Origin of the sequence: Nonomuraea phyllanthi, from assembly GCF_006334985.2 — a bacterium.
In the GTDB taxonomy this organism is placed as follows: domain Bacteria; phylum Actinomycetota; class Actinomycetes; order Streptosporangiales; family Streptosporangiaceae; genus Nonomuraea; species Nonomuraea phyllanthi.
Genome location: NZ_VDLX02000024.1, coordinates 49,529 through 71,798 on the forward strand (window position 1 = coordinate 49,529; position 22,270 = coordinate 71,798).

Here is a 22,270-nt window from a genome sequence, read left to right on the forward strand (position 1 = left end):
CTGCAGATGCCCGGGGCGTTCAGCGTCCTGTGCGCATGTAGGCGCGGAGCGACAGCGGGATGAAGACCGCCAGCAGCGCGGCCGACCAGAGCAGGACGGTGGTCACCGGATGCGCGAGTGGCCAGGCCACGTCTCCGGATCGGGCGCCCGGGTTGCCGAACAGCTCCCGTGAGGCGGCGGTGAGCGCGCTGACCGGGTTCCAGTCGGCCAGGAAGCGCAGCCAGCCCGGCATGCCGTCGGTCGGGACGAACGCGTTCGACAGCATCGTGAACGGCAGGCCCAGCGGCACCATCGCGTCGGCGACCTGGTCGTTCTTCACCGCCAGGCCCACATAGACGCCCACCCAGCTCAGCGCGTACCGCAGCACGATCATCAGCAGGAACGCCTGGGCCGTGGGGACCAGGCCGCGGTGCGGCTGCCAGCCCACCAGCAGGCCCGTTCCCACCATGATGGCCAGCATCAGCAGGCCGGTCAGCAGGTCGGCGCCGGTCTGCCCGAACGGCACCGCCAGCCGCGCCATCGGCATGGAGCGGAACCGGTCCATCACACCGCGGGAGGCGTCGGCGGCCACCCGCGTCATGACGCCCAGCCACGCGGAGAAGGTCACCATCGCGAACAGGCCGGGCATGAGGTATTCGCGGTAGTCGCCGCCGCCGGGCACCTGGATGGCGCTGCCGAAGACGTATCCGAACAGCACCACCATGACGGCCGGGAAGATCAGCGCGGCGACAATCTGTCCAGGTTCTTGCCGGAGCCGGCCCAGCTCGCGGCCGACCAGGGTCAGCCCGTCGGCGAACGTCCAGCGCAGGCGGCCCAGCGGTGAGGTGAGGGCGGTCATCGCGCGGTCTCCTTACGGTCGGTCAGGCGCAGGAACACCTCGTCGAGGGTGGGGCGACGCAGGCTCACATCGGCGGCGGCGACCCCGGCGTGGTCGAGCTCGCGGACGATGTCGGCGAGCCGGAGGCCGGTGGCGGGCAGGGCGACGCTGAGCCGGCCGGCGTCAGTCGTCGCGGGTTCGGTGCCGGCCAGGGTGTTCAGTACGGTCGCCGCCGTCGCAAGTGTGGCGGGATCTTGGAGGACAACGTCGAGGCGGTCCCCGATCGTGGCCTTCAGCTCGTCCGGAGTGCCGGTGGCGATCACTTTCCCGTGGTCGATGACGGCGATGTCGTCGGCCAGCTGGTCGGCCTCGTCCAGATACTGCGTGGTGAGCAGCACTGTGGTGCCGTCGGCCACCAGCTCGCGGATGCTGTCCCAGATCTCGCCGCGGCTGCGCGGGTCCAGGCCGGTGGTCGGCTCGTCCAGGAAAAGCACCTCGGGGCGCAGGATGAGGCAGGTGATCAGGTCGAGGCGGCGCCGCATGCCGCCGGAGTAGCCGGAGATCGGGCGGTCGGCGGCGTCCATCAGGCCGAAGCGCTCCAGCAACTCGTCGGCCCGCCGGTACGCCGCGCGCCGGGACAGGTGATAGAGCCGGCCGAACATGCGCAGGTTGCCCCGGCCGGTGAGCTTCTCGTCCACGGCGGCGTACTGGCCCGCGAGCCCGATCCGCTCGCGTACCTGGCCGGCCTCGCGGACGACGTCGTGCCCGGCGATGCGCGCGTGCCCGGCGTCCGGGTCGGACAGGGTGGCCAGGATGCGCACCGCGGTGGTCTTGCCCGCGCCGTTCGGCCCCAGCACCCCGCAGACCGTTCCCGCCGGGACACTCAGGTCCAGGCCACGTAGTGCATGGGTGTCGCCGAAGGACTTGTGCAGCCCTTCGGCGACCACGATCGGATCTGTCATGACCACCCCACTGAGTACGGTGTACGCGGTTATGGCAGTCAGAGTAGGTTACTGAGTACTATGTACGCAACAAGGAGGTGAGGCGGTGACCGACGCCGAGTACGTGAACATCTGGATGCGCCCCGAGCGCCCTGCCCGGGGGCCGAGACCGGCCTACAGCCGCGCGCAGATCACCGCGTCGGCGATCCGGATCGCCGACGCCGAGGGACTGGAGGCGGCCACCATGCGGCGCATCGCCGCTGAGATCGGCGCGGGCGCGATGTCGCTCTACCGCTACGTACCGAGCCGCGACGACCTCCTCGAGCTCATGGCCGATCGGCTGCAGGGCGAGATCGACGTCGAGGGCATGCCCTCGGGCGACTGGCGCGCGGACCTGGCGCGCTACGCCGACGGGCTGCGGGCGATGTGGCTGCGGCACCCGTGGATCGCCACCGTGCAGCGATCACTCCCCCGCTTCGGCCCCAACCAGCTGCTCGTGATCGAACGGGTGATGGGTGCCCTCGACGCCCACGTCTCCATCGACGAGAACCTCGCCCTCATGGCCATCCTGAACGGCTACGTCGAGGGCGCCGCCCGCGAGGAAATCAGCTGGGCCGAGGAGGTCCGCAGCAGCGGGGTCAGCGAGTCGGAGTGGATGGCGCGAAGTGGCCCCTACGTCGAGCAGCTGCTGAAGAGCGGGGAGTACCCGATCTTCAGCAAGATCGTGATGGAGGCGCACCGGTTCCACCTGAGCCGCGACGACCAGTTCCGGCACGGACTCCAGCGCGTCCTCGACTGCATCGCCGCGGCCCTCCCGCAGGCGGCCGAGTCTCCGACGTCGGCGCACCGAGAGGGGCGGGAAGAACCGGACGGGGCCAGGGCAGGCTCGTAGGCGACCATCCGAGAGGGCAGCAAGAGCCAAATAGACGCACCAGCCATGCCTGACCTAAGTGGGACTGTGGTACGTCGGTCGTACGGGATCTGCGCCTGGGTGGAGTCCATCGGCACCGACGGCGCGACATCCACGGTGACCACCTATACCTATGACTCGGCACCGTGCTCATCAGGCCCTGGATCAAGCGACTCGCTTCGACCTGTTCATCCAGCACCTTGGCCATCTGCGAGACCTGGCTTTTGGAGATGTGCTTGATGCCGAGTTGTTCGACCAGCTTGTCCACCCGCCTGGTCGACACTGTGCCTGCCGATAATTGCGTCCGCCCAGTTCACGGCCATATGGGCCGTGCACGGGCGCGTGCGAGCTCCGGGCCTCAGACGAGGGAGACGCATGCGGAATGATGATCGGCTGTGCTCCTTCGCCTGGCCTGTCTCGCCGCCACGAACGCCTTCGCAGCATTGCGGTTGCTGCCGATGGGCGATCGGGACAAGGATGTCGAGGTACTCGTCCTGCGCCATCAGATCACCGTGCTTGAACGGCAGCTCGGCGCCGATGCCAGGGTGCGGTTCGTGCCTGAGGATCGGCCGCCGGTCAAGCGATCACTGTGGCGGTACGAGCATCAGGACGAGAATCGCTCCCTGCGCTGGGCGGCGGCGGCCACGTTGACCGGCATCCGCCCGAAGATCAGGCCGTGGAAGGGCGAAATCGCCCGCCAGTACAGATGACCGAGCAATCCGCGTGGATGGAAGATCGCCCGCTGCGTATAGATGGTCCGGCCGTCGCGGTGGAGGACGCCGAGCTCCAACCAGGCCAGGCCGGGCAGCCGCATCTCAGCCCGTAGCCGCAGCAGCCGTCCGGGAACCACCTCCTCCACCCGCCAGAAGTCGATGGAGTCACCTACCCGCATCCGGGCCGGATCGCGCCGGCCGCGCCGCAGTCCCACCCCGCCCAGCAGCCGGTCGGCCAGTCCCCGCAGCTTCCACGCCACCGGAAGGGAATACCAGCCGTTACGACCGCCGATGCCCTCGATCACCTGCCACAACGCCTCGGGGCTCGCCGGCACGGGCAGGCTGCGCTCGTCGACGAACAGGCTGCCGCCCGCCCAATCGGGATCGGTGGGCAGCGGATCGCTCGGCGCGCCCGGCGTGGACGCCGAGGACCAGCGAGTGGCGACATCGGCTTCCTTGATCTTCATCAGCGCCAGGGACACCGCCCGCCGGAACCCGACCAACCCACCCGCGGGGCAGGGGACGTAACGCGCGATTTCGTGCTCCCGGCACACGGCCTCGTTGCGCAGCGACTCCACGAGAGGTCGTGCGATATTCGCCGGGACCGGCGTGACCAGCCCCACCCAAAGGCTCGACAGCCGGGGGCTGAGCAGCGGCACCGGAATGATCCACCTTGGTGGCAGCCCAGCCACCGCAGCATAACCCTGCATCATGTCGGCATAAGTCAGAACATCGGGCCCGCCTATGTCGAACCCCCGATTAACGGCCCCTGGCACATGCGCCCACGCGGCCAGATAGCGCAGCACGTCCCGTACCGCGATCGGCTGCGTACGGCTGCGCACCCAGCGCGGCGTCGTCATCACCGGCAACCGCTCAGTCAGGTAACGCAGCATCTCGAACGAAGCCGACCCCGACCCGATGATCACCGCGGCACGCAACACCACCGCCGGCACGGCACTCCGCAGAAAGATGTCCCCCACCTCGGCCCGCGAGCGCAGGTGCGGCGAAAGCTGCTCGTCCGCCGTCAACCCGCCCAGATAGACGATCCGCCGCACCCCCGCCTCGGCCGCCGAGGCCGCGAACGTGCGCGCCGCCAGCCGATCCCGCTCAGCGAACCGGCCGCTCGCCCCCATCGCGTGGATCAGGTAGTACGCGACCTCCACCCCGTCCAACGCCCGGCGCGTCCGCTCAGCGTCGGTAGCGTCGGCCTCGACGACCTCCGCCTGTGCCGACCACGGCAGATCGCGCAACCGACCGGCCGAGCGCACCATGCATCGCACTTCATGACCGGCGGCCAGCAGCTCAGGCACCAGCCGCCCACCGATATAGCCGGTAGCCCCTGTGACCAGGCACAATGCCATGCCCACGCACCTTCCCCGTCTCTTCCGCCTCATGCTCCGGAGGCCGTGCGGGCACGTGCCCGCCACATCCCGGCCAAGCAGACCGCAGCGCACCGGACCGGCGCTTCGGTGAGGTCGACCGGGTCGTGTTCGTCGACGACCAGGCGGGCTTCCTCCTCGGTGGCGAACAGGACGTCCACCGACGGCAGGGTCTCCCGCAGCATCGTGGAGGCCTCGTCCCGGCTCCACAAGGTGTGACGATGGTTGACGTCCATCGAGACCAGCACGCCCGCGTCCCTGGCCTCGGCGAGCACGACGCGCACCGCCTCCCGTGCGGAGTCCGACAGGGCGAGCGTGATCCCCGTGATGTGCAGCACCCGCGCCGACCTGATCAGTGACAGGTCCGGGTCGTCGGGGTGGAGCCGGGAGCCCGCGCTCCCCGACCGGTAGTAACGCGCGCCAGACCCGATGAATCACACTGTTCCGTCATGTCCGCCCGCCCGGTCCGCAGCCGCGCAACACCTTCTTCCTCGAAGCCCATCGAGACACCGCAGAAAGGTGCGAGTCGCCATCGGCTCGGACACGATCCGATATTTCAGATGCACTCCGTCGAGTTCGGCGCGCTGCACCCAGGTGTCCGGACCCCACCAGGCCGTTTCACCCGATTGCCCTCATGCGCACAGAACTCGACGGCCGGAATCAGCTACGCAGGGTCCACCGCTGGTTGGCCTGTCCGTTGCAGGACCACAGGACGAGTTTCGTGCCGTTGGCGGTGCCCTGCCCGTAGGCGTCGAGGCACAGCCCGGACTGCACGCCGGTGATGGTCCCGTTGCTGTTCACGTTCCACTGCTGGTTGGTCTGGCCGTTGCAGTCCCAGATGATCACTTGAGTGTCGTTGGCGGTGCCCTGCCCGTAGGCGTCCAGGCACTTGTTGCCGTACACCTGCAACTGCTTGCCCGAGGTGTATGTCCAGCGCTGCATGGTGCCGCCCCAGCAGTCCCACAGCTGCACCTGGGTGCCGTTGATGGTGCTGCCGTTCGGCACATCAACGCAGCGGCCGGACTGGCCGCCCACGATCTGGACGTCCTGCTGCGGGTTGCCGCCGCCCGCCGGCGCGTAGCCGGCGGCGGCGATGTTGGCCTGTACGGCGTCCTCGGTGGCGGCGCTCGGGTAGCCGGAGGTCAACACGCCCTCGTAGAAGGTACCGCGGCCGGAGACGCTGTTGTCACCGCCGATGCCGAGCAGGATGGCGCCTTCCTTCTTCATCGGGTGGTAGCCGTTGGGGCGTTGTCCGTCGAAATATGTCGTCAGGCCGCCTGACTGCGCGTTGCCGCCCCGGATCGCCCAGTGGTTCGGCTCGCCCTTGACAATGGCGGTGACGAAGCGGTGGTTGATGGGCGCGAGGTTGTTGTAGCCCGCGTTCACGCCGGAGAACAGTCCCCACTCCAGGTCGGCCATGATCCAGGGACCGGCTCCGGCCCCGTAGCCCCACTGCTTGTCGGCGCCGAAGTAGACGGTCTCCATAATGGCGGGGGAGTCGGCTATGCCATCCGTCTGCGCGTTGCCGTAGTCGAAGCAGCACCACTGGTTGTAGTGCGTGCCGTCGACGACGGCGTAAATGCCCTCGGGCTCGTCGCCCTTGGCGACGCCGTTGGTGTTGTTGTTGCGGTAGCCGGTGCCGGGCTCCACGCGGACACCGTACGCCTTCTGCCCGCCGATGGTGATCGGTGCCGCCTTCGCGTCGGCGAGATTATCCCATCCGCCCGGAGCGGGGCCCTTCCAGTAGCCGGGCGGCGCCTGGGTGAGGCGGTTGTTGCGGCCGGACTGGTCATAGATGACGGTGATGAGGCAGGTCGTGTTGGCGCAGAACGAGTCCTGGGTGGCGGCGTTGACGACTCCGCCCGGGCTGAGGACGCCGATGTCGCGCGTGGTGTTGTCCGACGCGCGCCTGACCTGGTACAGCGGGCCGTTGTAGGCGCCGTACAGAGCACGAGTCGTGCTGTGCGCCGCCACGCACGGCGTCCCGCCCGCGGCATAGATGTCACACGGCTGCGACGTCGCCGCCTGGGCCGTTGTGCCACCGCCGACCAGGCAGGCGGTGGCGAGCAACGCGCTCGTCCCGGCCGCGAGCGCCTTTCTCAGGCTCCCGAAAAGCATCATGCATTTCCTTTCTCAATCACGAATAATGAGCGGCCGGTGCCGGCACGGCAGGTAAGGTCAGGCTTATGTTAGCGTTAACATTTGTCGTCCTCCGACGCTGATTCGCGGGTGACAGTGATGTGGAGTCAATTCAATGAAGGCCCGGACGTCAAGAACGTGGATCACGTCTCTCGGAAGCCCCGGGCGCCGTCGACGCGCCGCCTGGGCTCTTATCGTGACACGTTCGCACCGCTGCGATGAGATGTCGTGAAACTTTCATCCCCGCGTCCGCCGGGTGGTGAGCCGTCGCCCGCCTCGCCGGACTGTCAACGACGCGTGAATACTGGGTCTGGCACGAATTTCGTGAAGGCTCGGGCTCAGTCGGTGAGTAGGACGCGCCTGCGCAGTAGGTCGGGGTTGGCTCTGCGCCTGCCGAGAATGTCATCCGGCCAGGTCATGGCCTTTGCTGGGGATCGTCTGACGTGGGTGATGCCCAGCCGCTCGAGTGCGGCATGATGATCGTCCGTGCCCTTTCGCCTGGCCTATCTCGCCGTCACAAACACCTTCGCCCCGTTGCGGTTTCTGCCGATGGGCGATCGAGACAAGGACATCGAGATCCTCGTCCTCCGCCACCAGATCACCGTTCTCGAACGGCAGCTCGGCGCCGACGCCAGGGTGAGATTCGCTCCCGAGGACCGTGTCCTCCTCGCCGCCCTGCTGACGTCGCTGCCCCGCGAGATCCTGCCCCGGCTGCGGCTCCTTGTCCGCCCGGGCACCGCGTTGCGCTGGCACCGCTATCTGATGAGACGGCGTCATGCCCGCACCTGCCGGCCGAAACGGCCCGGGCGCCCGCCCACGGTCCGCTCCATCCGGGCTCTCATCCTGCGTCTGGCCCGGGAGAACCCGTCCCGGGGCTATCGGCGGGTGCACGGCGAATTGGCTGTGCTCGGCATCAAGGTCGCTCCCTCCACCGTGTGGGAGATCCTCAAGCAGGAAGGCGTGGATCCGGCACCTGAGCGGGCGTCCACCACCTGCGCAGATTTCCTGCGATCGCAAGCCGACGCGCTGCTGGCCTGCGACTTCATCGAGACCGTCACCCCTCACGGGGCAGCGCCAGTACATCCTGGCAGTCATCGAGCACACCACCCGGCGCGTCCGCGTGCTGGGCACCACCGCCCATCCGACCGCGGCCTGGGTCGTCCAGGTGATGAAGGGCGAGCATGAGCTGGGCGGTGGGACGCTCCCGCAACGGATGCTCCCTGACGTGCACGGCGAGGTCACCGGCCAGGGCTCGATGGTCGCCCGCGGCCAGGCGCAGCTCGGCATGGTCTTCCCGTACGGCCAGCCGCTCGGCCTCCAGCCGCTCGGCCTCCAGCCGCACGGCCTCGAGCCCCGCCCAGGGAGCGTCCAGCTCGGCCAGCGCCGGCCCCCGCCACAGCTCCAGCGCGCCGCGGAACAACGCGTCCGCGGTCGCCGTGGCGCCTTCGGCGCGGGCGGCGCACGCCTGCCTGGACAGGCGGACGAAGGCGTGGACGTCCACGTGATCCCGCTCGATCGCGAGCCGGTAACCGCCGGGAACGGTCTCGATGGCCTCCGCGTCGCCGTGGGTGGCAAACGCCTCGCGCAGCTTCGAGACCACGATGTGCAACTGCTTGGCGGCGGTCACGGCGGAGCTGCTCGCCCACACGTCGGAGAGAAGCAGCTCGGCGGGTACGGCCTGCCCCGCGTTCAGGGCCAGCCGGACCAGCACGCCGATCCGCCGCTTTCCCGTGATCTTGACCGCATTGCCGCCGGCCTCGACCTCCAGCGGGCAAGCAACCTGATCTCCAGCCTCACGCGAGGGCTCCTGTCCTCCACGAGGGTCTCGTCAGCGAAGATCCGAAATTCTAGCGATCAAGATGATGTGTTCGCTGGCAGGTTCGGCCGGTTCTTCCTCGCATGCGGTATGCGGCGGGTATATCGGGAGTCCATCGACGTTGACAGCCGGACCGGCGGCTGGCGGAATAGACGATCTCCCCGCTTCCGGAAAGGAACCCCGTGCGTCTCGCCCGCCCTCTCGCCGTCGCCGTGCTCGTGGCCGCCGCGTTATCCGTGCCTCAGCCCGCGCAGGCGGCCGTGTTCAAGCACCCCGGCGTCCTGGTCAGCCGCGCTCAGCTCGATTTCGTGAGGGCCAACCTCGGCAACGAGCCGTGGAAGTCGGCCTGGAGCGCTCTGCAGCGCAGTTCCCATGGCTCGCTCTCCTACACGGCCAAACCTCGCCCGGTCGTGGAGTGCGGGCCGTCGTCGGACCCCGACTACGGGTGCAAGGACGAGCAGGCGGACTCCATGGCGGCCTACACGCACGCCCTGCAGTGGTACCTCACCAAGGACTCCCGCTACGCCACGAAGGCGATCCAGATCATGGACGCCTGGTCAGCCGTGATCAGCAAGCACACTGGGGCGAACGCACCGCTCCAGACCGGCTGGGCGGGCGCCAACTTCTCCCGCGCCGCCGAACTCATCAAGCACACCTACGGTGACTGGCCACAAGCCGCCAGGTTCGCCGGCAAACTACGCACCGTATACCTGCCGACCGTGATCGCCGGTGCACCCAACAAGAACGGCAACTGGGAACTGATCATGACGGATGCCGCCATCGGCATCGCCGTGCATCTGGACGACCGTGCCTCCTTCGACCGGGCGGTCGCGACCTGGCGCGGCAGGCTGCCCGCCTACATCTACCTGAAGACGGACGGCTCGCTGCCCAAGCCGCCGCCACGCAGCTCGTACGACACCAAGGCCGAGATCATCGACTACTGGCACGGCCAGACCACGTTCGTGGATGGTCTGACCCAGGAGACCTGCCGGGACTTCTGGCACACCGGATGGGGCCTCGCGGCCATCTCCCACGTCGCGGAGACAGCCTCCCACCAGGGAGTGGACCTGTACTCCACGGCCAAGCACCGGCTGCGGTTCGCGATGGACCTCCACGCCCGCCTGCAACTGGGCGGCACGGTGCCGTCATGGCTGTGCGGCGGGAAGCCCACCCGCGACCTCGGCAGGCACTTCGAGGTCGGCTACAACGCGCTGCACCACCGTCTCGGATACGACGACATTCCGTACGCCACGCAGTGGGTCGAGCAGAGCCGCCCCGTCCCGGTGTCGCACTTCCTGGGCTGGGAGACCCTCACCCACGCGCGGAACCCGCAGTACGCCGGGCTGGGCACGTCCGCCACGCCCGACTTCGACTCCGACGGCGTCGGCGATCTCCTCTCGACCGCGACCGGAGAGCTGATCATCTGGAACGGCGCAGGCGACAACACCTTCGGACCGGCCGTCAAGGTCGGCGGCGGGTGGGCCGCGTTCTCCCGGCCGATCGCCGGCGACTTCAACGGCGACGGCATCAGCGACCTGGTCGCCGTCAAGAAGGACACCAACAAGCTGCACATCTGGAACGGCGAGGGCGCCAACGAGTTCGGCCCCGCCACCGAGCTCGGCCCCGGCTGGAAACCCTACGCCGCCAGCTTGATGTCGCTGGGGGACGTCAACGGGGACGGCCGTACCGACCTGGGCGCCGTGCACAGCGGGACCCACGTCTTCACCGTCTGGAACGGCAAGGGCGGCAACGCGTTCAGCTCGGCCACCCCGATCGGCGGCGGGTGGGCCGCGTTCTCCCGGCCGATCGCCGGCGACTTCAACGGCGACGGCATCAGCGACCTGGTCGCCGTCAAGAAGGACACCAACAAGCTGCACATCTGGAACGGCGAGAGCGGCAACGAGTTCGGCCCCGCCACCGAGCTCGGCCCCGGCTGGAAACCCTACGCCGCCACCTTGATGTCCCTGGGAGACGTCAACAGGGACGGCCTGCCTGACATCGGTGCCGTACACGCCGAGACGGGGACGCTGACCATCTGGAACGGCAAGGGCCGCAACCAGTTCGCTGCCGCCACCGCTGTCGGCAGCGGCTGGAAACCGTACTTCTGATCGGCTTTCCACGAGATCCCGATGCCATGGAGACCACGCGAGTCGAGGGGCCGCGTGCTTTCCGGCATCGCCCGAAAAGGGGGTGATGAGCAACCGGTGCGGAGCCGGTCACACCGAGGGAGGTCGGATAGCAAGCGACAACCTCGTCGCGGACATCGCGGGCGCTCAAGCCGCAGGCGCTCCGGGAGCTCATCACCGTCCACGCAACGCTGCAGCGCCATCAGCGGCCGGGTGAACGTCGTCAGGAAGCGGCCGGCCCTGGCCCAGCCCTCGGTCGCCGGATCGAGGTCGCCGATCCGCTGATTGCAGGTCAGCGGCACACGCCGTCCGGGTCGAAGGGGTAGGGGGCGCCGGCGTAGGAGTAGCCGGCTGGAGTGGCGGGATCGCGAATCAGGCGGCGTCCTTCGGCGATCCCCGGCGAAACGGTAGTAGTGTGCGACGTCCCCGTCGGGGCCGAGCGGGAAGCCCGGATTGCCCTCGCCCTCCGCGGCGATGAGGGTCAGGGTACGGGCCGCGTCCTAGGTCGTTCACGATGGGGAAGAGCCGGTCGGTGCCGCACCAGGCGGGGGCGATCTCCTGGCGGGTGACGTCGCCGGGCAGGACCGGCTCGGGCAGGGCGCGTGATGTGCAACTGGGAGATGGTGTGCCACAGGCGGCGGCGAACAGCCCCGCTTGATCCTTCGCTACGTCACGGCTCACCTCCTGCTCTGCCGGGCACACGAAAGCCGGAGGCTACTCGAGCCCAGTCATCCGACTGATGAACCGCCCCCGCCGGACCTCCAAGCTTGGAAGGCGAAGGGCCAACGCCCATGCCCCAGTGGCCGATGGCCACCTGCACCCGATTCGATGCGACAAGCAGGAGAGCGATGAGTGACTTTCAGACGATCGCCGACCGCGTTGAGATCGAAGCACTGCGCGGCGAGTTCACCGACGGAACGATGATGCGCGATTACGACCGCATCGCATCCTTGTTCACCCCGGACGGTGCACTGCGGATGCCCAACATCCCGGCCGAACTGATCGGTCAGGAGGCGATCCGCGCCTATGGCCGGAACGTGCCGGAGTTCGTGGAATTCCTCGTACAGAACACCCACCCTGGCACCATCCAGATCAACGGCGACACCGCTACCGGCCGGGCATACATGTCAGAGATCGGACGCGCCTTCGACGGCCGCTCCTCAATGATGTACGCCATCTACCACGACCGCTACCAGCGCACCCCGGATGGCTGGAAATTCGCCGAACGCCTCTACGAAGTCCGCTACGAGGACACCTCACCACTGACCGGCTCGGGTTCGTCATCCCGACCACCCAAAGCACCGACCGACTCGCCGCCCGGCGACAACCCCCGACCGAAAAACGACGGTGACCCCGCCACACCACAACACTCCGACACCTGACCTCCGGTTGAGATCCGGCAGGGATCCGGTCCACCGCGCCGCGGCATTACCTGCCCGCGGTCGCTCCCGCAAACAGGATCATCAACGGCCGGAACAGACATCACGGACTGTGCCGACATCGATGCCGATCACCTCCGCGGCTTCCACACCAACGACGCTCACAACCCGGCGAGGGGACACCGAAATGAACATCGCTCTTTGGGTGGTTGCGGGACTGCTCGCCGCAGTCTCCCTGGCCAGCGGCGCCAGGAAGCTGATCCAGCCTGCGGAGAAGTTGGCTGCCTCCGGCTATGGATGGATCGAAGACTTCAGCGGCAACACGGTCAAGGCCATCGGCACCCTCGAGATCCTGGGTGCGGTGGGCCTGATTCTGCCCGCCGTGCTTGGCATCGCACCGGTTTTGGTGCCACTGGCTGCGGTCGGTCTGGCGTTGCTCATGGTCGGCGCGATCATCACGCACCTCCGCCGTCACGAGAGCCAGGCAATCGTACTGCCCATGATCCTGCTCGCTCTGTACGTCTTCGTGGCGTCGGGCCGCTTCGGCCTCGAGCCTTTCACCGGGTGACCCCGCGTGACCTCTGGCCCGGAACGCGGTCAGGATGCCCACTGGTTCACATTCGGACGGTGCGGGCGGTGGAGGTCAGTGGAGGCGGGTCTTCCCGGCGTCGGTCCCTGCACAGTGATCAGATCGCACACACCCCGATCAGCGGCCGGGGCCGTGCGGCCAATCCTCCAGAGCCGCACCGGTTGGAGAATCGTGACAGCCACACCCGGCACCCTGGGTGATTACAAGCCTACGAACGCCGCGATCAACCCATGAAGGAAGGTAGGAAGTCGTGGCCGACGCCGTACGGCTCGCCCGGGAACACACCGCTCGGCTGGATTTGTGATCAACAAGCTCCGCCCGGCCATACTGGCGCGACCTGATGCCGGGCATCGGACGGGGCCCATGCCGATCCCGGCCGTGCTGGTCCCGGCCGGCGGCTCGGGCAGGGCCGACCGTTACGAGATCACCCAGCACGAGGCGGCGGTGGAGGTCTTGCCCGGCATCCGGACACGGCTGTGGACCTATGGGGGCACGTTCCCGGGGCCGACGATCGAGTTGCGCCGCGGCCGGTCGATCATCGTGACCCATCGCAACGAGCTGCCCGTGCCGACCGTGGTGCACCTGCACGGCGGACACAGCCCGGCGGCCTCCGACGGATACCCCACCGACCTGGTCTTGCCCCAGGGCTGGCCGGACGCCGCCCACGACGGCCGCGACGGGCACGACGGCCGCGGCGGGCACGACGGCCGCGGCGGGCCCGGTCCCGGGCACGCGGGCGCGACCCGCGGGCGGTGCAGGCCAGGCTGAGGCGGGACTACGCCTACCCGATGGACCAGCGGCCGGCGCTGTTGTGGTATCACGATCACCGGATGGACTTCACCGGCCCGGCGATCTGGCGGGGCCTGGCCGGGCTGCAGATCGTCCGCGACGACGCCGAGGAGGCTCTCGGCCTGCCCGCCGGGCCGCACGAGCTCCCGCTCGTGCTCGCCGACCGGGCGTTCGCCGCCGACGGGAGCCTCGACTACCCCGCCCTCGACCCCGCCCCCGGGTCTGCGCTCGGGTCTGTGCTGCGGGAGCGGCCGGGCGTTCGCGAGCCCTATCTCGCCGGCGTCCTGGGGGACGTGATCTTGGTGAACGGCGCGCCGTGGCCGGTGCACGAGGTCGACGCGGCCCGCTACCGGCTGCGGCTGCTGAACGCCTCCAACGCCCGCCACTACGCGCTCCAAGCGGTCGGCGACGACGGACGCCGGCTGGACCTGGTCCAGATCGGCGCCGACCATGGGCTGCTCGCCGCGCCGGTCACGCACCGGCTGCTGCCGATCGCGCCGGCCGTGCGTAAAGTCACCGTCAGCGAGATCGCTCGCGCGGCAGGGGTCGGCAAGGGCACCGTCTATCTGTATTGGCCGACCAAGGAAGACCTCATCCTCGGGTTGCTCGCCCGCGAACTGCTGACCCTCTTGGACGAGGCCATCGGCCACATCGCCGCCGACTCCGCCGCCGTGTGGCCGCGCCGCCTGGCTCCGCTGCTGCTCCGTACCGGGCGGGATCTTCCGCTGGCGCGTCGCCTCTTCAGCGGCGACACAGACCTGTTTCGGCTGCTCACCCAGCAGGCCGGCGACCGTGATCTGTTCGACCGCACCCGGCCCAGCGCCCTATCCGAAGCGGTCCTGCCGATCCTGCACCGGCACGGGTTGATCCGCTCCGACTGGCCGCTGCCCGACCAGGCATACGCCGCGCACGCAGTCGTGACCGGATTCGGCATCGTCATGTCCGACCCAGCAGCCACCCCGGCCGCCCATGCCCCCGACGAGGTCCTCGCCGACACTATGGCCCTGCTGGTCGAGCCCCCCGTCGCACCCAGCGACGCAGCGGTCGCCGCAGCCGCCGAGGACGCCCTCGCCATCTTCCGCGAAACGAGGGACGCCGTACTGGAACTCATCGAGCGCAGTCAGGCCACCGCGAAATGACCGATGCCCCTTCCTGTGCCGGGCATCATCTTTTCCGGAACCAGCCCCGCACAGAAGTTCGCCTGGCACACCGGAATCGCCGGTGAACGCGTCAGCCTGGAACGAGCTGTCCGCCGGCCAGGAGTTCGTCGCAGTCGCCGACAACACCGGGCAAGCCCGTTGGACGAGAGATCATCACGGGCCCGGCAATGCCTGGGCGCAGAATAATCACTTTCCCGTGCCGCAGGGTGTTGTTGCCTTTCCGAGAGCTACCCAGTCACGCGGCAGATGCCGGATTGACCCAAAGGGTCATAGCGTCCATCGAACAGAGCAATGCTGATCTTGGCAACGAAGAGGAGGCTGATCATGGCGAGGTGCCCTGCTCGATCCGCTCGGAGGTGGAAGCAGTGACAGAGGCGGATCGCGATGATTTCGTGACCTATGACGAGTTCAAGGGGCCGGACCTGGACCCCGCTCTGTGGAGGACGGTCAGCCTGCCGGTCCCCGCGGGCGGCGAGCATACCGCGCAGGATCCGAACACAGAGGTGGCCGTCGGTGGTGGTGTGGTGCGGGTGAGGATCCCCCGCTTTTCGGTGTCGAGCGACACGTTCCAACCCGCCGACAGTGCCAAGTACTTCAAGCTCACGACGCGGCAGTTCGAGCTGCCGCCAGATCGCCCGGTCACGTTCGCCACCGACTTGGCGGTCGAGAACATCGGCGGGGACCCTGGCGACTATCGGCTGGGCATGGCCGACTTCCAGGTCACCGACCTCAGGTCCGTGTTCAGCATCGCGGGGACCGCTACCCGCGTGTTCGCGATGCACGAGCACCTCATGGGAACGGACGATCCGTTCGTGCACGTAGCCGAGTCGCCGTATGAGGACTTCGACGAAGACTTCACCCGGCTGCGGGAGTGCGAGATCACATTCGATCGGGCCGGCTCGACCGTGGTATGGCGGGTGGATGGTCACCAGGTGTACAAGATCTACGGCACCGCCATCCCCGAGCGCATGGCCGTCGCGATCGGGATCTGGACGCAGCTGCCGATCCGGGACGGTCGCAGCCGTTCGCTCCGTGGGCAGGGCCTCGAGGCACGCTGGGGCCGATTCCGGGTACGCGGGGCCGATGCCTGAGACACCCCGCCTAGAACCCGAGAAAGAACACAACGGCGGCGACCGGAAGCCCGGGTTCGATCAGGCCGGCTACCGCCTTCACGCCCTACCTTCCTGATCTCCGGGCAGAAGCATGCGGATGAGTTCGGTCCGGGAGGCCACGCCGAGCTTGGGATACGCGTTGTAGAGGTGATAGCCGACGGTCCGCGGGCTGACGAACAACCGGGCGCCGATGTCCCGGTTGGACAGCCCCTTCGCGGCCAGCCGCACAACGTTGAGCTCCTGCGGGGTGAGGCGGTCGAGGAGATCCGGGGCGGCAGCTTGGGCCTGGCGCGCCTCGCCCGCCGCCCGTAGCTCTGCGCCGGCCCGCTCGGCCCATGGTTTGGCCCGGAGCCGTTCGAAGATTTCCAGGGCCGAGTGCAGTGGCTCACGCGCGTCGTTGCGGCGCCGGTTCCGTCGCAGCCACGTCCCATAAAGCAACTCGGTGCGTGCCCGCTCGAACGGCTGCGCCCGGTCCTCTCGATGTAGTTGTACGGCTCGCGCGTACAAACGTCCGGCCTCGGCACCATCGGCCAGAAGAGCCCGGCAGCGCAGCTCCATGGCCTCGGCACAGGGGCGGCCGGCGACCTCGGCCCAGGTACCGAAGCGGGCGGCGGCATTTTTCGCCAGGTCCCGCCGACCGGCATGCACCGCCGCTTCGACCTGGTTGACCAGCGTATTCGTCAGATACATGGCGGGATCGTGCAGTGTCTCCGCCATCCGATGCACCACGGCCTCGTATCGGCCGAGTCCCAGGTCGAGCAGGTCCATCGCGTATCGGGACTCAATACCGCGCTCGGTCGGCTCGCCGACGAGCACATCACCGATCGCCTTCCGGCAGCCGGCCTCGTCCCCTTCGATCGCCGCCACGCATGCCAGCAGCCCCGACAGATGTGCCGCGAAGTGTGGCCGATCGGTATCCTCAGCGATCTTGAGGCCTTCTTCGCATGTGGCCCGCGCATCGCGGTGCCGCCCAAGAAGGAGGTGACCTCGGCCAAGGTGCAGGCAAACCCGTGGCAGCAGCCCGATCAGCCCAGTCGACCGGCAATGATCGAGGAGTTGTGTCAGCCCCGCCACCGCGTTCTCGAGGTCGCAAGCCCAAAGCGTCCAGTACAGCGTGCTCTGCCGTTGCCAGATCGGACGATCGCTACTGTCGCCGATCTCATGGAGCAGGATGCGCACGGGGTTCTGCGGTTCCTCGGCACCCATGCCACTCACGGCCTCCGTGACCCGGCCGAAACGCCCATCAGCGACCGGTGAGGAACGGTTGATGACATCGCGTACCTCGCGATCCCTATCAGTGGTCCACGCCGTCGCCATCGCCTCCAGAAGCATGAAGACACTGTCATGGGGCGATTGCTTGCCCAGCTCCATCGCCGCTTCGGCCAGCTCGACAACGGGAGGAGGCCTTTCCTGCTCATGGGCGATGAATACCCGCAGCCACGCGAGCTGCGCCCGGGCCCGTGGGTCTGAAACGTGCGGACCCGCCTGCTCGGCGAGGTCGGTGGCGAGCGCGCCCTGACCGGCGAAGCCCGCAGTCCGCGCGGCGGCGACCAGCCGCATGGCGCGTCTTCCCGGGTCTGGGGTGAGCTGGGCGGCGCGCTGATAGGCGGCGGCGACCTCGGCGTAGCCGCCGCGCGACCGCGCGGCCTCGGCCATTCGCTCCAGTTCCGCGGCCACAGTCTCGTCGGCCTCGGTCGTCGCGGCGGCCAGATGCCACGCGCGGCGAGCCAGATCTTCTCCGAGTAGGTCGGCGAGCGTCCGATGCACGGCGAGTTGTTGCGAGAACGTCGCCACCCGATAGGCGGCCGCCCGAATCAAGGGATGGGTGAAAACCAGACGCCCCGCATTCACCCGTACCAGCCGATCGCGTTCGGCCGCCTCCAGGTCAGCCACGCCGGCACCGAGCCGCTCGCCGGCACGCAACACCAGCCCCAGGTCACTGCCTTCGTCCGCAGCGGCGATCAGCAACAATTGCCGAGTCCTTTCCGGAAGGACCTGAATGCGGTCGCCGAAGGACTCCTCTACGCGGCTCGCCACCGACTGGGTGCCAGTGGCGAACGAGACCGCCGGCGCCTCACCCGCCCGTTGCTCCGGCGTCATCGCGGCGGGCAGCTCACGCAACGCCAGCGGATTCCCCTGCGCCTCCGCAAGAACACGATCCCGCACATGCGGAGCAAGGTCCCTGGCGTGCTCCGCCAGCACGGCCGCGCCAGCCGTACGATCAAGGGCGGAAAGCCGCAGCTCCGGCAGGCCCGGCGTAGTGAACCGATGCCCATCCCGGGCCGTCAGCACCACCGCGATCGGCTCGGCCTCCAACCGGCGCGCGGCGAACAACAACGCATCCACCGAGGCACGATCCAGCCAGTGCGCATCATCCACAGCGACCAGCATCGGCCGCTCCTCGGCCACCTCACTCAACAACGACAGCGTGGCCAGCCCCGCCAGAAACCGATCCCCCGCCGGGGCGACCGCCAGCCCGAACGCCCCCCGCAACACCGCCGCCTGCGGACCCGGCAACACCCCTAACCGATCAACAAAACCACCCAGCAACATATGTAGCCCGGCGAACGCCAACGCCGCCTCCGCCTCGACGCCCACGCTGCGCAACACCCGCATGTCGGCCGCTTGGTCGACCGCATACTCCAGCAGCGCCGACTTGCCGATTCCAGCCTCACCACGCACCACCAGCACGCCGCTACAGCCGGAACGGGCACCTGACAGAAGATCATCTATGGCAGCCTGCTCTGCCGACCTTCCATGCATCACGTGCCGATTCTCCCGCAAAGCCCCCATCCAGGACGACCCGGTCATGCGACGGATGCCTTGGCGGCCCGGACGGGGTCTTCGCCTTCCACGGCAGGCCCTCCCATATCCATCCGGCCTCTTACACGGTTCGTGTCCCTCGGTACAGGTTTCGGCTCGGGCTTCCTTTAGACCCCGCCTCGCGACGACGCCCTCCCTTGAAACCATCCGATGGGACCACCGTCCGTTTCGAGTTCGCGGAGTCGACATCGTGGACTTCTGGACCGAGATCCCGCGCGACCACCCCTATTGGTCTTGGTCACGCCCTTGATCATGTACCACCACTCGGCCGATGTCGGGTTCTGGCGGGTGTGTCCAGTAAACGGCTCTGGTCCGTAAGTCGGTGGTGGCGCTAAGTGATCCCTGCCAGGCTGGACCGTGCTGAAGATCGTCGATCTTGCTGGTGTGGTGTTCGCGGGGCTGTCTGCCCTGGTCATCGAGGGAGTAGAGGACGAGGGCGACCGCATTCGAGTGAGGGCTCGTACTCGTGACGAGCCGGTGCCGTGCCCGGCGTGTGGGGCGCTGACCGGCCGGGTGCACGGCTACGCCGGCCGGATGGTCAGGGATGTCCCGGTCGATGGGCGGCCGGTGGTGGTGTCGCTGCAGGTCCGGCGTCTGGTCTGCCCAGCGTGGGAATACCCTCGGCGGACGTTTCGCGAGCAGGTGCCCGGGCTCATCGAGCGGTATCAGCGTCGCACCGGCAGGCTTGCCGGGCAGCTGAGCGCGGTGGTCAAGAAACTGGCCGGGCGAGCGGGAGCTCGGCTGTCGGCGCCCCTGGCCATCGGCATCTCGAGGTCCACGGCGCTGCGTCTGCTGATGCGGCTGCCGCTGCCGCCGCTGCGGATCCCGCGCGTGCTGGGGGTCGATGACTTCGCGCTCAAGCGCCGGCACCGGTATGCCACCATCCTCATCGACGCCGAGACGGGTGAGCGGATCGATGTCCTGCCCGGCCGCGGGGCCGAGGTCCTGGAGACATGGCTGCGCTCCCACCCGGGTGTCGAGATCGTCTGCCGCGACGCCGACCTGCCCCACCTGCACAGTTTCGCCAACGGCCTCGAACTCGACCGCGACGCCGTGAACGCCGCCCTCACCCTCCCGCACCACAACGGCCGGACCGAAGGCGTCAACACCCGCACCAAAAGAATCATGCGCCAGATGCACGGCCGCGCCGGCTTCGACCTACTGCGCCACCGCATCCTGCTGCAATGAAGATCACTCAACGCCACCACCGATTACGGGCCAGAGCCGTTATCTAGACAGACCCCGACGAGGATCACCGGTCAGGCTCTCCACCACGCTCACCGGCCCGTCGAAGATGGTGAACGCATTGTCGCCGCTGCGCCGGGAGGTCTCGGTCACTCCATGGTGGCCGTGCCGGAGTTCTCGCCGTGACTCAGAGCGGGAGTGGGTGGGCCAGCACACCCGCGCCCTGAGCGCGACCGGAGAGGATCCGGGCGAACTCGACCGCGTCGACGGTGGTGGTCTCGTACGTCGCACCCTGCTCGAAGCGACCTCCGGCCGGCCCGGTGAGCTCGAGCCGGAAGGGCTGTCCGTGGACGGCCGCCCACTCGGCCACGATGTCGGCAACCAGCCGGCCGTCGTGCTCGGGGGTCAGCTCCGGCGTCGCGCCGACCGCGCGGCTCAGGTCGATGCGGTGCATCCAGAAGTCGCGGGTGAATCCGACCCGGAGCAGGTAGGTGAGCGGCTGCCAGCCGATCGGCGGGCCGAACGGGATCGGCGCGCTGCGCACCGGCCACGGCGTACGGCGTCGTCCGGCGACGGCCTTCGGCCCCATCGCCGCGATCCGCTCCACGAGCTCGCCGGGTGAGAGGTCGCTGCGCTCTCGCACCTGGATTTCGTTGAGCCCGTCGACCCAGTGGTGGGAGTCGATCTTCCGATTCAGTGGCAGCCCGCGTCGGAACTGGTGGATCAGCTCCTTGGGGGAGGCCTGGGCCTCCAGCGCGCCGAGGACGTGGCGGGCCAGGTCCGCCACGGTCCATCGGTCGCAGTCGGTGGGCCGGCCCCAGGCCTCGTCGTCGAGCTCTGCCAGCGCGGCCGCGAGCCGCCTGTTCTCCTCGGTCGCGAGCCGCCAGACCTCGGCTCCGCGGATCCGCTCGACGTCCGCGACGGCGACCATCAGGCGGCCCAGGTCGGGGCGATCCGGCGCCGGTACCAGCGCCCGCCGAGCCGACGGACGACGAACAGCACCGGAGCCGGTACGTCGCGCCTGATCTGCGCCAGCGCGGGAGGGTCCGCATCATCTGACAGCCAGGCGATGAACGTCCCGATGGTCTTCAGGTGCGACCTCACCACCGCCTTCTGGGCCGCCTTCACCTGCGGCGTGCCGTGCCGGCTCGCGGAGAACGGCTCGAGGTCGCGCTCCTCGTGCTCGAGGTGCGGCAGCAGTGCGCTGCCCAGGACCGCCACTCGCTCCCGGGCGCTCGCCGCCGAGCTGGTCGTGGGGCGGTCGGCGAGCGCGTGCATGGCGGTGCCGGCCTCGGTGGCGGACCGCAGCATGGCGGAGTGCTCGCCGTCCAGGTCACCGACCAGTGCGTCGTCCACGCCGAGCTCGCGCAGCGCCGGCCAGAAGTGCTGCTCCTCGTCGTCGTCGTGCTGCCGCAGCTGGGCCTCGAAGTTGTCCCAGGCGACGATCAGGTCGGCGGCTCGCCGCTGGTCGCCGTCGGGGAACGCGGCCAGCGCCGCGTCGAACCGGCGTAGGTCGCGCCGGAAGGCGGCGTGGACCACCGTGTTGAGTGTCTTGTGCTCGTTTATGGGAACTCCTCCCTGGGTGGTGGTGGTCATGGGATGGCCTCGGTCCAGACGTTCTCGCGGCTGATCAGGCCGTCCGCGGAACTCGAAGACGTGGAGCATTCGGAAGGTGATCTCGGAGCCGTCGTCGGCCTGTGGGCTCCGCCCGGTGACGTCGCTGTCCACGATCACCGCGTCGCGGGCGACGTCCTCGGTCACCGGGGCTGCCGGCCGAGGAGCCCGAGCAGTCGGTCCTGGGCCGAGGAGCCGGGCGGCACCTCGACGGCGGGTCCGAAGGCACCGCGGCCGCGGAGCCGCTCCATCGGCGCGCGCTCGTAGAACCCGAGCACGGCCGTCGCGAGCTCCTCGTCGATCGTCGCCTGCCGACCGGTGCCGACCGCGATGTCCCAGCCGTGGACGGCGATCTCGCCGAGATTGATGAGGTACGCCGCGGCCGAGGGGAACGTCCCGAACGGCAGCACGGTCTCGCCCTGCCTTGCGCCTGATGCGGCCCAGGCGGCGGTGTTGGCCCGGCGCACCCGGTCGAGCGCGGACGCAGGGTCGGCCTGGCCGAGCAGGTCGCCGAGCCGGTCACCCACCGGGTGCCCCTCTTTTACGTCGGTGAACATCTGCGCCGCGGCGAGCGTGTGGCTGAGCACGCCGCGCACGTCGAGCTCGGCGCAGGGCGTGGCCTTACCCAGGTCGGCCGGACCGAGGTCGTGGACCAGCTCGGTCAGCCGGTCGTATGCCTTCTCGAGTGTGGCGGTCGCTCCTGTCTCGAATCCGAGTTCCATGATCCCTCTTTTGCCTTTAGTGGTATTCAAGTTGAATTGCATTCTTACTTGAATTG

At 68.7% G+C, this 22,270-nt stretch carries 19 protein-coding genes and 1 pseudogene; 8 read left to right on the plus strand and 12 right to left on the minus strand.

From position 1 onward, the window contains the following. Positions 1–19: 19 nt before the first annotated feature. Together FH608_RS43340 and FH608_RS43345 are read right to left on the minus strand one after the other, a co-directional pair. Positions 20–838, minus strand: a complete 819-nt coding sequence (locus tag FH608_RS43340) for an ABC transporter permease (RefSeq protein ID WP_139636855.1) — start codon at positions 836–838, stop codon at positions 20–22. Further along, a complete protein-coding gene (locus FH608_RS43345) occupies positions 835–1,779 on the minus strand; it encodes an ATP-binding cassette domain-containing protein (protein WP_139636857.1) in 945 nt (314 codons plus the stop codon). Before FH608_RS43345 ends, FH608_RS43340 begins: the two co-directional genes overlap by 4 nt. 85 nt (positions 1,780–1,864) lie before the next feature. On the opposite strand from FH608_RS43345, the gene FH608_RS43350 reads away from it, so the two are divergent. Then, positions 1,865–2,650, plus strand: coding sequence for a TetR/AcrR family transcriptional regulator (locus tag FH608_RS43350; RefSeq protein WP_139636859.1), 786 nt, complete (start codon positions 1,865–1,867; stop codon positions 2,648–2,650). A 187-nt stretch (positions 2,651–2,837) separates the two neighbouring features. Here the strand turns inward: FH608_RS43350 and FH608_RS43355 are convergent. The 6 genes and pseudogenes from FH608_RS43355 to FH608_RS43390 all read right to left on the minus strand — a co-directional run. After that, positions 2,838–2,951 (minus strand): annotated as a pseudogene (locus FH608_RS43355) (transposase); the annotation flags it as partial. Between the two features lie 321 nt (positions 2,952–3,272). Next, positions 3,273–4,742, minus strand: a complete 1,470-nt coding sequence (locus FH608_RS43365; RefSeq protein ID WP_139636862.1) for an SDR family oxidoreductase — start codon at positions 4,740–4,742, stop codon at positions 3,273–3,275. Positions 4,743–4,771: 29 nt separating this feature from the next. Next, positions 4,772–5,191, minus strand: coding sequence for a PfkB family carbohydrate kinase (locus FH608_RS43370; RefSeq protein WP_139636864.1), 420 nt, complete (start codon positions 5,189–5,191; stop codon positions 4,772–4,774). Between the two features lie 229 nt (positions 5,192–5,420). Further along, complete coding sequence (locus FH608_RS43380; RefSeq protein ID WP_139636866.1) at positions 5,421–6,881, minus strand: arabinofuranosidase catalytic domain-containing protein; 1,461 nt, start codon at positions 6,879–6,881, stop codon at positions 5,421–5,423. A gap of 420 nt (positions 6,882–7,301) precedes the next feature. Next, positions 7,302–7,676 carry a hypothetical protein gene (locus FH608_RS52060; RefSeq protein WP_193318953.1) on the minus strand — a complete coding sequence of 125 codons (375 nt, stop codon included), beginning with the start codon at positions 7,674–7,676 and terminating at the stop codon, positions 7,302–7,304. A gap of 277 nt (positions 7,677–7,953) precedes the next feature. Further along, the gene (locus FH608_RS43390) at positions 7,954–8,610 is read right to left on the minus strand and encodes an AfsR/SARP family transcriptional regulator (protein WP_139636868.1); all 657 of its coding nucleotides are present in this window, start codon (positions 8,608–8,610) and stop codon (positions 7,954–7,956) included. Between the two features lie 287 nt (positions 8,611–8,897). Between FH608_RS43390 and FH608_RS53450 the strand changes: the two genes are divergently transcribed. The 6 genes from FH608_RS53450 (at position 8,898) to FH608_RS43420 (ending at position 15,849) form a co-directional block, all read left to right on the plus strand. Next, positions 8,898–10,823: an FG-GAP-like repeat-containing protein gene (locus tag FH608_RS53450; protein WP_226900433.1), complete on the plus strand. Its 1,926-nt coding sequence runs from the start codon at positions 8,898–8,900 to the stop codon at positions 10,821–10,823. 866 nt (positions 10,824–11,689) lie between these two features. Next, positions 11,690–12,223 (plus strand): nuclear transport factor 2 family protein, encoded by a 534-nt coding sequence (locus FH608_RS43400; protein WP_139636869.1) that lies wholly within the window; start codon positions 11,690–11,692, stop codon positions 12,221–12,223. Between the two features lie 184 nt (positions 12,224–12,407). Next, complete coding sequence (locus FH608_RS43405) at positions 12,408–12,788, plus strand: DoxX family protein (RefSeq protein ID WP_139636871.1); 381 nt, start codon at positions 12,408–12,410, stop codon at positions 12,786–12,788. Between the two features lie 384 nt (positions 12,789–13,172). Then, on the plus strand, positions 13,173–13,577 hold the full coding sequence (locus tag FH608_RS54260) for a multicopper oxidase domain-containing protein (protein WP_139636872.1): 405 nt from the start codon (positions 13,173–13,175) through the stop codon (positions 13,575–13,577). Further along, the gene (locus FH608_RS43415) at positions 13,562–14,737 is read left to right on the plus strand and encodes a TetR family transcriptional regulator (protein WP_139636875.1); all 1,176 of its coding nucleotides are present in this window, start codon (positions 13,562–13,564) and stop codon (positions 14,735–14,737) included. Before FH608_RS54260 ends, FH608_RS43415 begins: the two co-directional genes overlap by 16 nt. A 275-nt stretch (positions 14,738–15,012) precedes the next feature. After that, a complete protein-coding gene (locus FH608_RS43420) occupies positions 15,013–15,849 on the plus strand; it encodes a DUF6081 family protein (protein ID WP_139636877.1) in 837 nt (278 codons plus the stop codon). A 78-nt stretch (positions 15,850–15,927) separates the two neighbouring features. Here the strand turns inward: FH608_RS43420 and FH608_RS54265 are convergent, their stop codons facing one another. After that, a complete protein-coding gene (locus FH608_RS54265; protein WP_317135615.1) occupies positions 15,928–18,681 on the minus strand; it encodes a helix-turn-helix transcriptional regulator in 2,754 nt (917 codons plus the stop codon). Positions 18,682–19,050: 369 nt separating this feature from the next. Between FH608_RS54265 and FH608_RS43430 the strand changes: the two genes are divergently transcribed. Beyond that, positions 19,051–19,881 carry a transposase gene (locus FH608_RS43430; protein WP_455430078.1) on the plus strand — a complete coding sequence of 277 codons (831 nt, stop codon included), beginning with the start codon at positions 19,051–19,053 and terminating at the stop codon, positions 19,879–19,881. 184 nt (positions 19,882–20,065) lie between these two features. Here FH608_RS43430 and FH608_RS43435 read toward each other — a convergent pair whose 3' ends face one another. The 3 genes from FH608_RS43435 to FH608_RS43445 are packed head-to-tail and all read right to left on the minus strand — an operon-like array spanning position 20,066 to position 22,214. Beyond that, complete coding sequence (locus FH608_RS43435) at positions 20,066–20,809, minus strand: maleylpyruvate isomerase family mycothiol-dependent enzyme (RefSeq protein ID WP_139636879.1); 744 nt, start codon at positions 20,807–20,809, stop codon at positions 20,066–20,068. Further along, positions 20,809–21,639 (minus strand): hemerythrin domain-containing protein, encoded by an 831-nt coding sequence (locus FH608_RS43440; protein ID WP_139636881.1) that lies wholly within the window; start codon positions 21,637–21,639, stop codon positions 20,809–20,811. Before FH608_RS43440 ends, FH608_RS43435 begins: the two co-directional genes overlap by 1 nt. After that, on the minus strand, positions 21,636–22,214 hold the full coding sequence (locus tag FH608_RS43445; RefSeq protein WP_193318954.1) for a TIGR03086 family metal-binding protein: 579 nt from the start codon (positions 22,212–22,214) through the stop codon (positions 21,636–21,638). The genes FH608_RS43440 and FH608_RS43445 overlap by 4 nt, the downstream gene beginning before the upstream one ends. Positions 22,215–22,270: the final 56 nt, after the last annotated feature.